At 39.4% G+C, this 17,237-nt stretch carries 16 protein-coding genes; 5 read left to right on the top strand and 11 right to left on the bottom strand.

What is annotated here, in order from left to right:
• Positions 1 to 25: 25 nt before the first annotated feature.
• From Q4489_RS06740 to Q4489_RS06725, 4 genes are all read right to left on the bottom strand, one after another.
• Positions 26 to 154, bottom strand: coding sequence for a hypothetical protein (locus tag Q4489_RS06740; protein ID WP_303478344.1), 129 nt, complete (start codon positions 152 to 154; stop codon positions 26 to 28).
• Between the two features lie 395 nt (positions 155 to 549).
• A complete protein-coding gene (locus tag Q4489_RS06735) occupies positions 550 to 2,616 on the bottom strand; it encodes a TonB-dependent receptor (protein ID WP_303478343.1) in 2,067 nt (688 codons plus the stop codon).
• 83 nt (positions 2,617 to 2,699) lie between these two features.
• Positions 2,700 to 3,050: a hypothetical protein gene (locus Q4489_RS06730; protein WP_303478342.1), complete on the bottom strand. Its 351-nt coding sequence runs from the start codon at positions 3,048 to 3,050 to the stop codon at positions 2,700 to 2,702.
• Positions 3,047 to 3,769: a DUF4198 domain-containing protein gene (locus Q4489_RS06725; RefSeq protein WP_303478341.1), complete on the bottom strand. Its 723-nt coding sequence runs from the start codon at positions 3,767 to 3,769 to the stop codon at positions 3,047 to 3,049. Before Q4489_RS06725 ends, Q4489_RS06730 begins: the two co-directional genes overlap by 4 nt.
• Positions 3,770 to 4,050: 281 nt before the next feature.
• Between Q4489_RS06725 and Q4489_RS06720 the strand changes: the two genes are divergently transcribed.
• Positions 4,051 to 4,872, top strand: a complete 822-nt coding sequence (locus Q4489_RS06720; protein WP_303478339.1) for a DUF4198 domain-containing protein — start codon at positions 4,051 to 4,053, stop codon at positions 4,870 to 4,872.
• An 88-nt stretch (positions 4,873 to 4,960) separates the two neighbouring features.
• Here the strand turns inward: Q4489_RS06720 and Q4489_RS06715 are convergent, their stop codons facing one another.
• Complete coding sequence (locus Q4489_RS06715) at positions 4,961 to 5,665, bottom strand: anti-sigma factor (protein WP_303478336.1); 705 nt, start codon at positions 5,663 to 5,665, stop codon at positions 4,961 to 4,963.
• Complete coding sequence (locus Q4489_RS06710) at positions 5,662 to 6,201, bottom strand: sigma-70 family RNA polymerase sigma factor (RefSeq protein ID WP_303478334.1); 540 nt, start codon at positions 6,199 to 6,201, stop codon at positions 5,662 to 5,664. Before Q4489_RS06710 ends, Q4489_RS06715 begins: the two co-directional genes overlap by 4 nt.
• A 367-nt stretch (positions 6,202 to 6,568) precedes the next feature.
• On the opposite strand from Q4489_RS06710, the gene Q4489_RS06705 reads away from it, so the two are divergent.
• Positions 6,569 to 8,161: a DUF4331 domain-containing protein gene (locus Q4489_RS06705; protein WP_303478332.1), complete on the top strand. Its 1,593-nt coding sequence runs from the start codon at positions 6,569 to 6,571 to the stop codon at positions 8,159 to 8,161.
• Positions 8,162 to 8,187: 26 nt separating this feature from the next.
• A complete protein-coding gene (locus Q4489_RS06700) occupies positions 8,188 to 8,709 on the top strand; it encodes an Ig-like domain-containing protein (protein WP_303478331.1) in 522 nt (173 codons plus the stop codon).
• 180 nt (positions 8,710 to 8,889) lie between these two features.
• Here the strand turns inward: Q4489_RS06700 and Q4489_RS06695 are convergent, their stop codons facing one another.
• Entirely contained in the window at positions 8,890 to 9,015 is a 126-nt protein-coding gene (locus tag Q4489_RS06695) for a hypothetical protein (RefSeq protein WP_303478330.1), read from the bottom strand.
• 580 nt (positions 9,016 to 9,595) lie between these two features.
• Between Q4489_RS06695 and Q4489_RS06690 the strand changes: the two genes are divergently transcribed.
• Positions 9,596 to 10,996, top strand: a complete 1,401-nt coding sequence (locus Q4489_RS06690) for a M20/M25/M40 family metallo-hydrolase (protein WP_303478328.1) — start codon at positions 9,596 to 9,598, stop codon at positions 10,994 to 10,996.
• Between the two features lie 423 nt (positions 10,997 to 11,419).
• The gene (locus Q4489_RS06685) at positions 11,420 to 14,653 is read left to right on the top strand and encodes a S41 family peptidase (RefSeq protein WP_303478326.1); all 3,234 of its coding nucleotides are present in this window, start codon (positions 11,420 to 11,422) and stop codon (positions 14,651 to 14,653) included.
• A gap of 262 nt (positions 14,654 to 14,915) precedes the next feature.
• On the opposite strand, the gene Q4489_RS06680 is transcribed toward Q4489_RS06685, so the two are convergent.
• From Q4489_RS06680 to Q4489_RS06665, 4 genes are all read right to left on the bottom strand, one after another.
• Positions 14,916 to 15,614, bottom strand: coding sequence for a PEP-CTERM sorting domain-containing protein (locus Q4489_RS06680; protein ID WP_303478324.1), 699 nt, complete (start codon positions 15,612 to 15,614; stop codon positions 14,916 to 14,918).
• Positions 15,615 to 15,904: 290 nt separating this feature from the next.
• The gene (locus tag Q4489_RS06675) at positions 15,905 to 16,300 is read right to left on the bottom strand and encodes a MerC domain-containing protein (protein ID WP_303478323.1); all 396 of its coding nucleotides are present in this window, start codon (positions 16,298 to 16,300) and stop codon (positions 15,905 to 15,907) included.
• A gap of 15 nt (positions 16,301 to 16,315) precedes the next feature.
• Positions 16,316 to 16,663: a DUF2149 domain-containing protein gene (locus Q4489_RS06670; RefSeq protein ID WP_303478321.1), complete on the bottom strand. Its 348-nt coding sequence runs from the start codon at positions 16,661 to 16,663 to the stop codon at positions 16,316 to 16,318.
• Entirely contained in the window at positions 16,653 to 17,237 is a 585-nt protein-coding gene (locus Q4489_RS06665) for a MotA/TolQ/ExbB proton channel family protein (RefSeq protein WP_303478320.1), read from the bottom strand. Before Q4489_RS06665 ends, Q4489_RS06670 begins: the two co-directional genes overlap by 11 nt.

The raw sequence follows: 17,237 nt of genomic DNA, 5'->3' as shown, positions 1-17,237 counted from the left end.
TATTTTTATTAAAAAACTCACATACCTAGCTTATCGCCATATGACTATGTTTAATACTCGCCAGCGTTTGCTGTTTACCATCAACGTCACCCGTACTGTATGAATACATGACTTCTTTCATTACTACTTTTGAATACGTTGTGAATATAGACATCTTCAATATACATATTTGACACTCGGGCTCCGAGATAACACTCGCATAATTGTCTTATCTAATTATTCGCAGCATCGCTGAAATAATCACAAATATTTATAAAAAAGATTTATTGAAGAGAAAAAGTTAAATAGAACAAATCGATTTAAATCATTTATGCCGAGTTCAAAGCTGACGTACACCACAGGTTAAACTTCAAGGACATTATATCAGTGTTGCCCATAAACCTATGTGCAGTGCTTAAATCATTGAAGACTTATATGGGTTTACAGCGATAACCAAAGAACATTCCGCAAGTCTAGAGCCTATTATAGTTATTCGCTTTAATTAACCACCAACCAAAACACCATCGTTTTTAGTTGGCAATTATCTATCAAATATACTTAGCGGCCCAATCAGAAGCTTATTTGAACGCCTGCGTATAACGCGCGAGGTGAACCAGGTGATGCTCCTAAACCATTCACTGTAGAAGCATATACTTCGTCAGTCACGTTATCGACCCTAACGAACAATTTGCTAGATTCTCCTACATTAATGTTATAGCTCAGTAGGAGATCTAGCACCGTGTAGTCGTCTGCCGAGCTGCTATTGGCCGCATTAATAAAGTAATCGCCCATGTATCTGAGCGTTGTATTTAATCTTAGCCTATCGCTTGGAAACCAGTCTAGCATCAGAGTTGCAGTATGATCTGGTACACCGTTGACTTCTTTACCTAGCAAATCGAGATCAAGGTTACTTTCGACCTCTGAGTCATTTTTCCCGAAAACACCTCTTACTTCGAATTGCTCAGATATTTGCCATTTTACACTAGCCTCCAACCCTTTTCGGGTCGTTTGCCCAAAGTTGATAAATTCTCCTTGTGTTACCTCATTAATTTCATTGGAAGACTGAATATCATAAACAGATACATCAAGCTCAACATTTGCAGTAGGAAGAAAGAATAAACCAGCCTCATATTGTTTGATCTCATTGACTTCAAGGTTTTGAGCACCTGAGGCGAATTTTGCAAAGCCGCTGGCCAAGGCAAAACCCTCTGAGTAACTTGCTCTAAACTGAAGGCTATCAATAACACTATAATGAATGCTCGCTTTAGGGCTCACATTGCTTACACTTTCTAATTCCTCACATGGGGCGTCTGCACTTTCTGCCCCTAGGCGCTCGCATTCGCCATCAAACTGGTCAGCTCGTAACCCCAGTGAGAGATTAAAGTGTTTGGTAACATTCAAGTCCGCCTCAGCAAACATAGCATTACTAATTAGGGTAGATCTGCGATTAAATTCCGCTGTAGAAACTCTTTTTCGGTTATCTAAGTTTTCATAAAATTGAAAATCCGTGTCCTCATTAAAGTGCTCTATTCCGGCCACATAAGAGAGGTCGTACGTGCCAAAACTAACGACACCGTTTAGATTTGTACCTACACCATATACATCTCTGTCGTAGGTTTCTTCTCGTTGACGCCAACTTGCAGCCTGCGCGCCGCCGCGGCTAAACCATCGAGTAAACGTTTGTTGAGTAGTATATGCATAGGTAAGAAGTTTGGTGTCTTGATTAATTACATAGCCAACATCCGCTCTCATCGTGCCAAACTCTTTTTCAGTACCGTCATTTTTTACTCTGTGGTCAATACCGTAAGGGTCTACTTCAAACTGCGCAAGGGTGACATATCCTGCCGAGTTCGCGCTTGCATCGTGATAACGGCCAGACAAACCAAATTCCAGCTTTTTGCTTAATTTATAGCGAGTTTGACCCGATACAGTACTTCTTTGTACATCTGACTGAGGGCGAAATCCATCCGTGGTGAAGTGCTGCGCAGCAACATTATAAGTGTGTTTTTCATTCCGTTCATTGCCTACGGCCATCTGTGCATCAAAGGTATCAAATGCTCCCCCGCTTATGTCAATGTCGGCATAATTACCAGAGCTTCGAGTTTCAAGTGCTAACAAGCCACCTCGATTAAAATTGCCATAAAGTGCTGACACTGGTCCTCTATAAACGGTCACTTGCTCTACCTCAAGCGGCACAATAACATTTAAATCAACATACCCATCTGCATGCGAGTTGGCTTCATTAAGCGGAACACCGTCAATAACCACACCCAGGTCTCCGCCATGAGCACCGTCGCCAAAACCTCTTATGATAGTTGAGCTCGCAACACCACCAAGTCCATAATCCCTTATGCTGACACCAGGCACATCCTCTAACAATTCATTGATGTCCTTCACTTGCTTAGAACGAATATCTTCTGATGTTATCTCAGTTGCTGAGTAGGAAAAGTTGCGCCGGCTTAACGCTTGCCCCTTGACCGTAATAACTTCGATTGCTTTTCCCGACTCTTTTTCGATTTGCTCAATTTCACTGTTTGCCAGTACCACCGTGCTCATACTTGCCGATATCGATACCATTGCCATCATAATTTTGTTTTTATTCATAACTGCTCCATTGTCATTATTGTTGTGGGCCAACTTTTATTGCTGGCCCACTATCAACGTTTTCAAACAAAACGCGTAACGAAATGAATTAGATGCGGCTAAACTGTAAAATATTGTTAAATATTGTCTGATGGCAACGACTTTGGCAGCACCACTTCTTCAGACACTATATGGTTTTCTTCCCCTTCTAACATGATGCGATATCGGTGACCAGGAACACCAATAAGCTTAAACTGACCATATTGATTGCTTTGTAAAGTAAGCTTACTGAAACTGGAATCTGACAAGTTCTCTATACTAATATATTGACTAAATGAACCGTCATCATGAGAAGTGCTGATCTGCCCTTCTATCACTGAAGAGCTCAGCACTTTTAATTCTAAGTCCAATTCATGGGCATATAGCTGCTTACAGTGAAAAAACATAAGTGTTATTAAGGTGATAAAATATCCAATGTTGATCTTCATTTCTTTTCTCCTGTGTAGAAACCAAACAAGTATTCATAGCTTAATTCAGTAAAATTCTCTTGCTGAACCTGAAATCGTTTACCAGCCCATAGCTTATTAAAACCTGGTTTCGGCACAAATTCAGCGATGCCCTCAGCGTTGGTTGTTATCTTTTCGCCAATTTCCCCATGACCAAGCTTAACCCCTGCTAAAGGCTCTCCTTTAAGTAAAACCTTTACTCGCATAGCTTTCCCGGCTTCTGGTTGATGGTCATCTAAGGGGATCACTTCAAATTCTTGGCCTAGTGGCTTAAGTACGACCGAAGACCACTTGAGAACAGTTTTATGATATTTAACCGCATGGGTAGCACGAGTTGCATATGGCACTTGATTCATAGGTTTGTTTATACTTTTACCTTGTTTGTCTTTACTCCAAATTCCATTATCAAAATAGATTGCGATTAGCGCTGTATTTGGCTGGATGTGCAATTGGCTAGTATTAATGTTATCTAAGCGTTTTACTTGCGAATGTTTTCCTTGAGTGTCAAACGCCGCTATTTTTCTTATCTTTTGTGGGTCATAGAAAACCAGTTTTCCACCGTGCCCCCCAAACAGAATATTATAAATGTTCTCTTCTTCCGCAGGTTCAAGCCATACAGTATGAGCCATAGCTAATGAACTATTTAACACCAGTAGTGAGATCAATACACTTTTTAGTAAATTTATTTTCCATTCCAACATAATTACTCCGTTTGCAAGTTTTCATGACATTGTTGTTAGCACGTAGAAGTCTATTCTCAGTACTTTTTTCTCCATGCACTAAACTAAACGTCCAGCTCAGCCAAGTAGATGCATTAAAATGTATTTTCTTGTTTATTCATAAACATTGCATCCAATATGAGAGGCGAAGAGTATGGTTGTCAGATAGAAATATTTACGCATCTATCAAGAGGTTGATCACCCTAAAGTGTAGCGGTGCGTTAAATTCAAAGAAACAAACAATCGAGTTCTAAGGAGAGCCAATGCGATTTATCACAATATTTACCCTGGTTGGATTACTGTTCATTAATATGAAATTAACGTTTGCCCACGATTTTTGGTTAAGTCCAAACGCTTTTCATGAAGACAAAGCACCCGCCAAAATTCCTGTTAAATTTTTAGTTGGTCATGCCAACGATGTTGGCGCTTGGGCATTAGGCTGGAATAAAATCGTCGCACTTAGAACTTATAGCGATGGTGCCTATCAAGACCAGCTAGAAAATATCATAGTGAACAACAGCATGGTTAAGGGCTTTGCTAATGTGGCATTAGCCGAGGAAGGAACACATGTTTTAGGCTTTGAAAGTTTTCATAGTTTTAGCAGCTTAGAGGCCAGTAAATTTAACGATTACGCGAAAGAAGAAGGTTTAGCGCTAATAGTAGAAGAGCGAGAACGCTTGAATCAAACACAAACCCGTGGTCGCGAAATTTACTCTCGAAAAGCAAAAACTATATTGCAAGTCGGCAATAAACACACCGACAATGTCACTGTCGCTATTGGTCATATGCTTGAAATTGTTCCGCTACGCAATCCTTATCAATTGCAAGACAATGCAACATTCCCCATTAGCGTTATGTTTAGAGGTAAGCCGCTTAGTAATGCGCTAGTTGATATTGCTCGACTTGACAACACTAGCTCAGAAAAGCAAGCCATGCGCACTAATGCTAAAGGTGAAGCTACCTTTAAAATTGAGGCGCAAGGTAACTGGATTGTTAATGTAATTTGGAGTGTACCTAACACCGAACGCGGTACAGCTGAGTTCGAAACCTATTTTTCTAGCTTAACATTTGGCTATGATAAATAACTTAGTCTTTCAGTTTTGATAAAAAAAGCGAGCCTTACAAGGGCTCGCTTTTACATATCACCATGTCAATTAAGCGCTTTCTACTTCCCTATAGTAAAGCTAACTCAGTAGTAAATAATACTTCTGTAGGTGCCCCAGTAGGACTGCCTCCCTTCGGCTCAATACTAACCGCCAACGCTGCAATTTCAACATCGTCGAATACCTCAGGTTTAGGCAAAGTAAATGTGCCTTCCTGCTTTAATAAGCCAAGTGAAATAGGCGCACTTCCTGAAGCCGGTACAATCCAAAGTTCATAATCATTTGTTGGACGTTTTGGCAAATTTTGCGTACTACGGATGAACAAGTTGTTTTCACGCACATCTACCGACCATAACGTTTGTTGATCAGCGTTAGCAAACACTGCAACCGATTTCGGTGATTTAAAATCGTTAGTATACTGATAGAACATAATAGACAAGATAAAACTTGCTGCAATAGCAAGCCCACTTATCGCTTTCCAACCGCTATTAGCACTAGGTTGCTTTCTTACCTCACTTGGTACAGGTGAAGTAGATAGCTCATTTGTAAACCCCAAGCTAAGCTCAATTTTCTTCCAAACACTTGCTGGTGGTTCAATGGGCTTAATAGAAGTCGCCATCACATTTAATTGTGACTCCCAATACTGCACAGCTTCTTGTATCCTAGCATCCTTCACCTTCAACGATTCAAAACGATTACGAGCAGAGCCTCTCAAAGTACCTAAAACATATTCAGAGGCAAGTGAAGAGAGTAATTCCGATTGAGTATAATTCATAAGCTTAAACACCTCTCTAAGGCCTGAAGCCCTCGTCTAATCCAACTTTTAATTGTGCCTAACGGCTTCTCCATGTGTGACACCACTTCGCCATGAGAACAACCATTAAAATAAGCCAAATGAATCGCTTGGCGTTGCAAACTGTCTAACTCATCCATACAGCGATTGAGCTTACCTGTCTCAATATCTGGCGCGGCCATTGACTCATCAGAATGATATGAAGCCATACTTTCTAGATCTTCGATATCTTCTTCCTTACGTACTTTGCGATACCGTAAAATATCCAATGCTCGATAGCGTACTATACTAATTATCCAAGTAAGTACTGTGCCCTTGCCCTCAGTATATTGACTTGCGTTGTACCAAATTCTTACAAACGCTTCTTGTGTAGCTTCTTCTGCCAACTCAGGCTTTGCTAACATTCTTAAAGCAACGGCATACATCTGCCCACTGGTTTTGTTATAAATCGCTTCAAATGCCTCTCGGTCGTTACGAGCGACTTTAAGCAAAAGTGGTAATAACTCTTCATGTTCCATTTTTTTTCCCATTATTTACTTATTTTAATAGTCAATTATCCAAACGGCTCAATCTTGAAATTGGATGCAATCAAAAGTGAAGGGTAAGAGGTGTAACGTTTTTGAAATTTATATTACTTATTTTAGACTTTAGTATAGGGACTTTTTTTGATTTGTCTCGTGCCTATTCGCAGCAACGCCTGAAGACAACAATAAAAGCTATTCAATTACTCGAAACCCCCTTGGCAAAAAGCTTGTTGATACCTTAGGGGGGAGCGAGTAATTTTCAAATTGAAAAAGTCTTTAAAAAAATTCTAACTTTTTGCATCCAGTTGCTTTCTTCACTCGTTTGGCTTGTTGTAACTATAACTGATAAGGAAAGCAAACTATGAAAAAAACACATTTTTCACTAATTATACCGGCCTTATGCTGTGTAGCAATTAGCAGTAGCATACAAGCATCTAGTCATCGCGAAGCACCTAATATTACTCGCTTCCCTACTGTAGATTCCACGGACTATTACGCTTTTAATAGCTATGAGGAAGGTCGTGGAGATTACGTAACCATGATTGCAAACTATATTCCCTTGCAAGATGCTTACGGCGGCCCCAATTATTTCCCAATGGATCCAGAAGCTATCTATAGTATTCATATTGATACTGACGGCGATGCCGTTGAAGATATTACCTTCGCCTTCGACTTTGAACGCAGCCTCGCAAACAATAATCAAGGGGTGAAGTTAACAGTTGGCCCTGCAGAAAATCAGCGTTCAGTAGGTGTGCCACTGGTTAACATTGGGCCAGTGTCGGCTACAGATCAAAGCAGCGCAAACTTTGCTGAATCCTATACAATAACAATGATTGAAGGCGATTCTCGCAGCGGCACACATACACCTGTCAGCAATGCAACTAGCGGCGGTGAAAATTTTAGCAAGCCATTGGACTACATCGGAAATAAAACATTTTCAAATATGGCAGGGTATCAAGATTACGCTAGTAGCTTCGTGTATGATATTTCTATACCTGGCTGTAGCACTATGGGCCGTGTATTTGTCGGTCAGCGTAAAGACCCATTTGTGGTTAACTTAGGTGAAACATTCGATCTGGTGAACTATGTTCCAGTAGAAGGTGATAGCGCGCCAGGTGCTAATGATAGTGGCGGCTTTCCTGGCGGCATTACACAAGATGCAAGTAATGATGATTTGGCACAAAAAAACGTAACCAGTATCGCCATTGAAGTACCTAAGTCATGCGTCACAGGTGACGGCAACGGTACTATCGGAAGCTGGACCACCGCAAGCCTTCCGCAAGCTCGCATATTAAACCCAAATGCAACGTTCAATAAATCCGAAGTTACAGGCGGTGCCATGACGCAGGTATCACGCTTAGGTGCACCCTTGGTGAACGAATTAGTTATCGGTATAGGAGATAAAGATAAATTCTCAAGCGCACATCCGATGGATGATGGTCAATTTGCGGATTATGTCACGCACCCTGCTTTACCTGAGCTACTTAATATTCTGTTTAAAGAACCAGTGAATGCAACATTAGGAACAGAATTTGAAACGCTTGTGCCAACGAACTTCCCTAGAAATGATTTAGCTACGGCATTCTTGACAGGGGTCGAGGGCGTAAACCAGCTTTCAACAGTAACACCATCTGAAATGTTAAGACTCAATACCGGTATTCCTGCCACACCTCAATCAGAACAATCAGCTTTTGGTGTTGCTGGTAATGACCTAGCAGGCTTTCCAAACGGTCGTCGTCCTGGTGATGATGTGGTAGATATTGCTCTTCGCGTAATGATGGGCGCTTTATGCCACCCTATTCCAGTAAATGGTGAGCCAACCAATTTAGGTTTATGTGAACCTGAAGATGCAGTCGTAGGTACCGTTCCGTTTACCGATGGTGCACCCTTAGATGCAAGCATGATGGATGCAACATTCCCATACTTAGCAACACCTATATCGGGCTCTAAATAAGCATGCAACTAATCAAGGAATCAAACATGAATAAAATAAATGTATATCGCCTAAAACTATTTGCTTTGTCGTTGGTGGTAATGAATTTAAGCGCTTGTTTTAATAGCGATAATGACGACAAAGTTGTTATTGAGCCAAATGTGCCTCCAGTGGCAGGTGACGCTAATTTAGCGACGCAGACTGAAACCAATATTGTCGATAACTTACCTGTAAGCGATGCTAATGGCGATACACTCACTTTTGAAATCAGCAGTGAACCTCAACTTGGTACCGTTGGTGTGAGCTCAGATGGGACGTTTACCTACATCCCATTTGCCGAGCAAACAGGCTCTGATAGTTTTACTTACACGGTGAGTGATGGTATCGCAAGCCCTGTCAGTGGAACGATTAATATCACAATCGAAGCCTTACAAGTTTCGTTTACTCAGTTCAGTCGCGATGCTTTCAACCAGGCTTCAACAGATATTCCGTTGTCGATCAATGGCAGAGAGTTTATCCAAGATGTTGCGAACCAAAGCGATTATCAAGATCTGATTGACGCTAATTAAACCTGCAAGCCAAGGATGGCTTAATAATGGAACTTGATTTTACCCTAGCTTTATTGGATTAGGTTTTACCTAATACTTTAGGCTAGGGGTTTTTATTTAATAGTACCAACATTCTAAAAGTGGGCTTTTGTAACCTACCACCAATAGCGTTTATTTAAGGTAAAGCCAAAGATGAATAGCCTATTCCATCAGGCCATTACCTGTAGGGAGTTCTAATAACGTGTTGCCCGATATTTTATCAATTACAATGACCTTATTTTTTCCGTAGGCAGACATAAAACGCCACATAATACTATTAACAACCATACCACCTTATACTGGCAAGACAAAAACCAACCTAAGCGATTAACAGATTGAAATGACGTTGCCCTAAATCACCATTTGCTGGAGGTAGGTATCTACGTCTAAAGACTTAGTAACGATAGGAGAAGGATTTATGAATAACAATTTCATTTCAAAAGAAACCAGATCCACATTTTGGCCTCCGCAAAAAAGCATAAGCCCATATAGTATTAGCAATGACGACATATGGGTTTAAACCTTTCCCTTAAACAATGGTTATTTTGATCGCCTAAATCTAGCAATAAGTTACTTTAACAACCCATGATAGCCGTTGACACAATATATTCCGCATAAATAATCTCGCTAAACTAGCCAAGGGTAAATCGTGGTTAAAGTGCAAAAAACTATTTAAAGTGATACCGCTGAATTTAACGTTGATCTTCATCACTGGCTGATACTTAATGGTCGCTATGCTTATGTTGCCGCAAACCTAAATGCGATTTTGTATTATTGAAGACTTTTGTGAATATAACGATAAAATAGAGTAGTATTAATTTTTTACGCTCACAAACTCATAACGTATAACAATATCACTGGAGAATTCATGCAACATTTGAAACGTCTTACTTTTGGCGCGATGTTAAGTATTTTTAGTGTTCAGTTATTGGCGGCACAATCCCCAATAACTGATGATCAAAAACACACCGCAACACAACTCATGCAAACCGCTATCAAAAGCGATTTAGGTATGGAAATCGTCACGTCTTTGACCACCGAAATTGGCCCTCGCTTAGGTGGCTCAGAAGCGGAAAAACGTGCGAGAGATTGGGGACTAAAATTAGGACAAGATTTAGGTTTTGACAAGGCTTGGATTGAAGAATTCACTATGCCATTCTGGGATAGAGGCCACTTACATATATCGCTTACTTCCCCTTACCAACAAGATTTATACGGTACCGCTTTAGGTGGTGCTGCACCGACTAAAGAAAGTATTAATGCTGATGTTGTATATTTTAGAGATATTCACGCATTGAAAGCTGTGAAAGATAACAGTTTGAACGGTAAAATTGCTTTTGTTGATGGCGATATGATGGTAAAAAGCCAAACTGGTGCTGGTTATGGGCAAGCTAATCAACGCCGAAGAATAGGCTGGCAACATGCTGAACGTGGCGGTGCAAGTGCTTTAGTTGTTCGCTCAGTAGGTTCAGATTCACACCGTTTCCCTCATTCAGGAATGATGAGTTCAGAAGGTGATAAATGGGCGAATATTCCAGTGATTGCAATTTCAAATCCTGATGCTGACCACCTTCGTCGTTTGCACAACTTAGACAAGCCATTAACGATATCGCTTCATTCAGAATCAAAATGGAAAGGTGATGTGAGCAGTGGTAATGTCATTTTAGATCTAGTTGGCAGTGAAAAGCCAGAAGAGATAGTTCTCATTGGTGGCCATTTAGATAGTTGGGATCTCGGCACTGGTGCCGTAGATGACGGTGCAGGTATTGCCATTACCACAGCTGCGGCAGCGCTTATTGCTAAACTTCCCAAACGTCCTAAACGTACCATACGAGTGGTTATGTTTGGCGCAGAAGAAGTCGGCCTGCTCGGCGCATTTGCCTATGCTAAGCAGCATGAAGCTAATTTGAAAAATCATGTAGTGGCAACAGAATCAGATTTTGGTGCACAAACTATTTGGCAATTGGTGTCAAACGTCAATCCAAAAGCTACTGTGTTAATGGACGATATTGCTAAAATTTTATCACCTTTGGGTATCATTAGAGGCGGTTCAGATGTGCCAGGTGGTGGCCCAGATATCATTCCACTTGCCGCTAAAGGTGTGCCTACTATTCGTTTAAGTCAAAACGGCCGAGACTACTTTGATTTACATCATACGCCAGACGATACTCTTGATAAAATTAACCCAGATGAATTAGCCCAAAATATTGCAGCATATGCAGCTAGCATTTATTTGATTGCCGATTCAGACGTAGAACTGAAACCATAACATCTAGCTAGCGGGCGACACCTTAGCCGCCCGCTAAAAATACAAATTATAATCAGTGTATTGTTCACGAACATTAACAACCTAATCTGCAAAACGTAAAACACTTCTATCTTCTTACAAAATAACCGTCGCGACTTTCCTACATCTTATCGAATGCTTATTGGCATAGTCAGTTTTTTTGTTATAACATCACATCAAAATACCTAGGTTCTGTTTAACTTTCGAGATTAAATTTTGTTCGAACTAAACGCTTTTTTTGTCATTTATACGTCGTTATTGTTTTTTCATGTGGAATAACCACACTTTAATCGCAATGCCTTGTCTAAATACCCATAAACTGCTGCAAAAATAAACACGAAAGTTAAACAGACCCTAACATAAAAAATGATAACAACTTTTTAAGTTGCTCAAGGAATTTAAATAATGCGCTATAAAAAATATGCATTGTCGGCTTTGGCGATTTTTGCCACAGCCGCCACTGCCGTTGAAAAAGACCAGGAATGGTTTCTGCACAGTAGTATCTCACCTGACAGTAAAACTATCGCCTTTTCATACAAAGGAGATATCTACACCGTCCCCACAAGTGGTGGCACGGCTAGGCCATTAACTATCCATAGTGATTGGGATGGGCACCCTATTTGGTCAAGTGATGGCAAAAACATTGCCTTTGCCAGTGATCGAAGTGGCAACTTAGATGTTTATATCATGCCTGCAAATGGCGGCAAGGCCAAACGACTAACCTACCATTCAGCTAATGATATTCCACAAGATTTCACGAAAAATAATAAAGAAGTTCTATTTACCTCTAGCCGTATAGATTCAAAAGACTCAACGATATTCCCAACTGCTCGATTAACGGAAAGCTATACCGTTTCCGTAGGTGGTGCAACCCCAAAAATGCTTGCTACAGTGCCAGCATCTGAGCTTCAATTTTCACCTAACGGCGATCAAGTACTTTATCGTGATGAAAAATCTTATGAAAACCCATTTAGAAAGCACGATGTTTCAGCATTTGCCCGAGATATTTGGTTACATGATCTAAACTCTGGGAAACATCAACAGTTAACAACTTTTAAAGGTGGTGACCATAACCCTGTCTGGAAAAATAATAATACCTTTTATTACACCTCAGAAGAAAAATCAGACGTGTTTAATGTTTGGCAAACAAGCTTAAATGGGAGTAACAAAAAACAAATCACCAAATTTAAACAGCACCCTGTACGTAGCTTATCAACCAGTGAAAACGGTACACTAGCTTTTGTACATCACGGTAGCATTTACACCAACAAAAACGGTTCTTTAAACCGTGTAAACGTAACCATTGCCAACGATGTACAAGAAGATGAATTATTGCCTGTGTCGCTAGGCGGAAAAATTACAGAATACGCAGTTTCACCTGACGGCAAAGAAGTTGCATTTATTGCCCGTGGTGAAGTTTTTGTTGCTAGTACAGAATTTAAAACAACTCGTGCAATAACCAATACTCCTCAACAAGAGCGTTCTGTATCTTTCCATAAAGATGGTAAAACACTTTTATATGCAGCTGAGCGTGATGACAACTGGGGTTTATATGAAACAACCATTGAAAATGAGTCAGAGCCTTACTTTTTTGCGGCAACAACGTTAACTGAAAAAACAGTGCATTTAGCCGATACCGATAGCTTTCAGCCGGTATATTCACCAGACGGTAAGAAAATAGCCTTTTTGTCGAATCGTGACGAAATCCAAGTTATTGACCGTGAAACCAAAGAAGTAAATGTAGCGTTAAGTAAAGAAAACAATTATTCATATGCCGATGGAGATATTTCATTTGCTTGGGCACCAGATAGTTATTGGATGACGGCAAACTTTGCACCGCGTGGCCGATTGTTTATTAAAAATGTCGGCATTTTCCCATCAGATGGTTCAGCAAAACCGAAAGACATCAGTTTATCTGGTTACAATGATGGTTCACCTACTTGGCATACAGATGGTAATGCCGTTTTATGGTGGAGTGCCCGCTTTGGCCAGCGAGACCATGGCAGTTGGGGGCGCGAAGGTGATGTGCTAGCTGCATTTTTAACGCAAGATAGCTATGACAAATTCCGTATGTCTAAGGAAGAATACGAATTACAAAAAGAACTAGAAGATAAAAAAGAAAAAGGTAAAAAAGACGAAGATAAAAAAGATGATGAAGAGGCTGTAGATAAAACTAAATCGATTTCGCCAGTAGAAATCGACTGGGAAAATATCGAACGTCGCACTGTTCGTCTTACTGTCCACTCATCACAGTTAGGCCAAGCCTACCTGACTAAAGATGCTAAAGAATTATATTACTTAGCGCGTTTTGAGAAAGGATTTGATTTATGGCGTCAATCTATTAAAGATAAGAAGACGGAATTAGTCGCCAAGCTCAATGCCCGCTCGGTGAATATGTCGTTTAGTGAAGATGAAAAGAACCTTTTTATCCTTGCCGATGGTCAATTAAAGCAAGGTAAAGTCGGTAAAAAAATCACATTAAAATCAATTAAAGTTAATCCTGTGATGCAACTTAAAACCGTTGCAGAACGTGAATTCATGTTTGATCACAGTTGGCGTGTCATTAAAGATAAGTTTTATCGAAGCGATTATCATGGCATCGATTGGGATGAAATTGGTAAATCTTATCGTAAGAAGTTAACTTCGATTGGTCATGGTCGAGATTTTGCCAACATGTTTGCTGAAATGACTGGCGAATTGAATGCCTCGCACATTGGCTCATCTTACCGACCTAAATCTACGAGCACCAATGATAAAACTGGTCGTTTAGGATTATTTTTTAATGATGATAATGGCTTACTGGTTGAAGAAGTACTTGCTAATGGTCCTTTTGACAATGCCGAAAGTAAAGTCAAACCGGGGGTCAAATTAACCGCAGTAAATGGCGTTGAATTAAGCAAAAACCAAAACCTATATCAACTACTTAATCACACAACCGGTAAACGTGTAAGGTTCACCTTTGAAGACGATAAAGGTAATAACTTTGATGAAGTTATAAAGCCTGTTTCAGCAAGAAAAGTTAGTAATTTATTATATGATCGTTGGGTAACATCACGTGAAGCATTAGTTGAGAAACTGTCAAATGGACGATTAGCTTATGTGCATGTTCGAGGCATGAATGACCCTAGTTTTAGAGCCGTGTACTCGAGTTTATTAGGCAAACATTTTGATAAAGAAGCTGTGGTTGTTGATACTCGATTTAATGGTGGTGGCTGGTTACACAACGACTTAGCGAAGCTACTTAGCGGTAATGAATATTTCACTATGCATGTACGTGGCCGCCAATATGCTGGCGACCCTTTTGATCAATGGAACAAGCCATCAGTGCTATTAATTAACGAAGGAAACTATAGTGACGCACATGCTTTTGCTTACACCTATGATGAATTAGACTTAGGTGAAATGGTTGGTATGCCTGTACCAGGAACGATGACCGCTGTATGGTGGGAAACGGGTATTTCAGGTGATTTTCGTGCTGGGGTACCTCAAGTTGGTATGAAAGATACAAAAGGAAAATACCTAGAAAACAATCAAACTATGCCGGATCATATGGTTAAGAATGATCCTGAATCTTCATCAAAAGGCCAAGATAAGCAAATAGAGAAAGCCGTAGAAGTATTACTTAAAAAGCTGAAGTAACCTTCTTCTATTTGTTCATGTTTCATAAAAAATCCGCGTATATCGCGGATTTTTTTATACTTCTAATATCATGAAGATTAACAGACTTGATTAAATTAAATCAGAAAACTAAAAACTAAAACTCACAGTTATCGCATATTTAATGCTACAAACGATATAAAAAAACACTCTGCTCTTTGCCACTGACTGTTAACATAGATGACTATGTAAACTAGACGATAACTAAAGCAGAATGTTTTATATTATTAACTAACTACACTGATTACGAAAGTTTCTTAAATCGACGTGAAGCTAAACCAATCACGCCTAGTGCAAAAATAGCGATAGTAGATGGTTCAGGAATATCAACACCTTGAATAATATCAATACTAGAGCTTGCTAGTAAGGTAGAGCCATCGAACGCTGAAAGCTGTATAGTATAAATACCAACATCAGTATTGTTGTAAGGTAGAGCACCTCTGAAGAACTCCATATTCCAAGAATTTTGCTGTGAAGCACCTGAAATTGAATTATCATTCGGGCTGTTAATCGGATCAAATGATAAAAAGTTTGTTGCTGAAGATGGGTCGAAATCTATCTCCATAAGATATGTTAAATCGCCGAAACTATATTGTGATCCAGAAACATCTATACTCCAATCCCAACTCCAAATTGAAGTGGTTGTTGCACCTGGCGCCCAACCAAAACCAGATGGTGGAGCTACATTATCAAATGAATAAGTACCGTCACCATTGCTGTTGTATATAGGTTGCGGGGAATTATTTTCATCAAAGCGCAACTTCCCACGTATACCTATTTCTATACCGTTGTTAGTTTCCGTAGTAAAAGCACCATTTTGATTTCCTGAACCAAAATGTACGCCATTAACTAGATTTTGATCGTATAGTAATCCTGCATTTGCAACACCACTGATAGCCATTGCCAAACCTGCAATAGTCGTTTTAAAGTACTTAAGTTTCATTTAACACCCCTTGCTTTTCCCTTACCATAAAATTTAGTAGGGAGTTTATTAACATACTAATTATTAATTTGTACATTAATACAAAAAACGTACCATATTGAAAATACTGAACATTTTCAATATGGTGAAAAATCAATGTAATTTACCAGCCATGATTGTGTAAAATATCTTGACATATAAACCCATCAATCACTTGATTTATTAGGGTATTTAAGAATTATCTGTATAAAAGCTATTTAATTATTAATTAACAAACATTTCCTCGTTTGATTATCAAAAAGAAAAGCACACTAATGGTCGCAGCTATTATCACGACAACGTTTAAAGTTTTGCCAGTGCGCAACAGCTAGAATCATTGTTGCAATTACCGTTAGCGTTTTTTCTACACTTTCACCCCACAAGTCATGAGCAAATAATGCAGCAAAAACAAGTAAGCAAAGTCCTGAAAGTATCGTTAATAATATCCTTTTACTCTTATGCTTATAGCATCCCAAAAAGCCAGCCATTATGCTCAAAGGTATAATAAACCACACTATCGCTTGATGAAATTCGTGTTCATTACTACTTAACACCGATATTGTCGGAAATAGCGCAATAAAAATAGGAACAATAGCGCAGTGAACAGCACATATCACTGATGTTGCAATAGATAGCTTATCTAAGATGGGTTGTTCAAAAATCTTCATATAATGTCTTCCTTATTAGTTTTGATCAGGAATGTAAATGATTTCACCATTTTCCAACTGATAAGCTGTACCTACACGTTTACCTTTATTTTGTGTCGTACTTTGAGCGTTATGCGCTTGATAACGCACAATTTCTCCCGCTTCTTTGGTGACAATTTCCATATTTTCCTTTCCTGGGTTTTTAACCATAGTAAAACTATCACTAAATAGCATTTCTGCGACATCTAAGTAACTAACCAAAGCAACCATTAATGCCACAGAAAACACCATCGCAACATCAAATAGGTTACTTACTGCATTCATAGGATCAAGATCTGTATCATTCGTTAAAATGCTTCTGCGTTTAATTCGTTTATGAGCCATTAGCCATTTCCTGTTTTTCTAACACAAAATCTAAAACGGCTAACTGCTTAACTACCAACCGTTTGTGTATGTGGTATAAACTAAAACCAATTGCGCCAATAATTAAACCGATTACGGTCGTTGTAAATGCTATTTGCATATGCTGAGAAAGCTGTTGAATATTACCATCAGCTAAGCCTTGTAAGGCTGGCCCCATAGGGATTAAAGTTCCAACCAACCCTGTAATAGGGCCTAGTTTAGCTAATTGACTATAGCGGCTTAATTGTTTCTCAATATCTATTTCAAAATGACTCACTAGTAATCTATTTTTAGCCACATCATGACAATCAACAATTTGATAAAGCGTTTCTTTACTGGCTAAATTAGCGATATTTTCAGGCAATGCTGAATTTACTTCTGCTTGCGTTTGACTCCAAGAAAGTAACTGGTTTATCGATGCATCAAGCTGTTTACGACTGGCAAGATACTGCCCTACTGCAACCATGCTTTGCACCAACATAAATAATAAAAATACAATACAAGGTACCAGCAACCCTGATGTTAAGTAATAAAGAGATTCTTGTAATAAATTCAC

The sequence above is a fragment of the Thalassotalea sp. 1_MG-2023 genome (assembly GCF_030546745.1).
GTDB lineage: Bacteria > Pseudomonadota > Gammaproteobacteria > Enterobacterales > Alteromonadaceae > Thalassotalea_C.
The sequence above is the reverse complement of the archived record's forward strand: the minus strand, read 5'-3'. Positions and strand labels throughout refer to the sequence as shown.

Bases quoted from the DNA above. Each gene is read 5' to 3' on its own strand.
- Q4489_RS06740 (WP_303478344.1), bottom strand. From the start codon at position 154: ATGTCTATATTCACAACGTATTCAAAAGTAGTAATGAAAGAAGTCATG.
- Q4489_RS06730 (WP_303478342.1), bottom strand. From the start codon at position 3,050: ATGAAGATCAACATTGGATATTTTATCACCTTAATAACACTTATGTTT.
- Q4489_RS06725 (WP_303478341.1), bottom strand. From the start codon at position 3,769: ATGTTGGAATGGAAAATAAATTTACTAAAAAGTGTATTGATCTCACTA.
- Q4489_RS06720 (WP_303478339.1), top strand. From the start codon at position 4,051: ATGCGATTTATCACAATATTTACCCTGGTTGGATTACTGTTCATTAAT.
- Q4489_RS06715 (WP_303478336.1), bottom strand. From the start codon at position 5,665: ATGAATTATACTCAATCGGAATTACTCTCTTCACTTGCCTCTGAATAT.
- Q4489_RS06710 (WP_303478334.1), bottom strand. From the start codon at position 6,201: ATGGAACATGAAGAGTTATTACCACTTTTGCTTAAAGTCGCTCGTAAC.
- Q4489_RS06705 (WP_303478332.1), top strand. From the start codon at position 6,569: ATGAAAAAAACACATTTTTCACTAATTATACCGGCCTTATGCTGTGTA.
- Q4489_RS06700 (WP_303478331.1), top strand. From the start codon at position 8,188: ATGAATAAAATAAATGTATATCGCCTAAAACTATTTGCTTTGTCGTTG.
- Q4489_RS06695 (WP_303478330.1), bottom strand. From the start codon at position 9,015: ATGGTTGTTAATAGTATTATGTGGCGTTTTATGTCTGCCTACGGAAAA.
- Q4489_RS06690 (WP_303478328.1), top strand. From the start codon at position 9,596: ATGCAACATTTGAAACGTCTTACTTTTGGCGCGATGTTAAGTATTTTT.
- Q4489_RS06685 (WP_303478326.1), top strand. From the start codon at position 11,420: ATGCGCTATAAAAAATATGCATTGTCGGCTTTGGCGATTTTTGCCACA.
- Q4489_RS06680 (WP_303478324.1), bottom strand. From the start codon at position 15,614: ATGAAACTTAAGTACTTTAAAACGACTATTGCAGGTTTGGCAATGGCT.
- Q4489_RS06675 (WP_303478323.1), bottom strand. From the start codon at position 16,300: ATGAAGATTTTTGAACAACCCATCTTAGATAAGCTATCTATTGCAACA.
- Q4489_RS06670 (WP_303478321.1), bottom strand. From the start codon at position 16,663: ATGGCTCATAAACGAATTAAACGCAGAAGCATTTTAACGAATGATACA.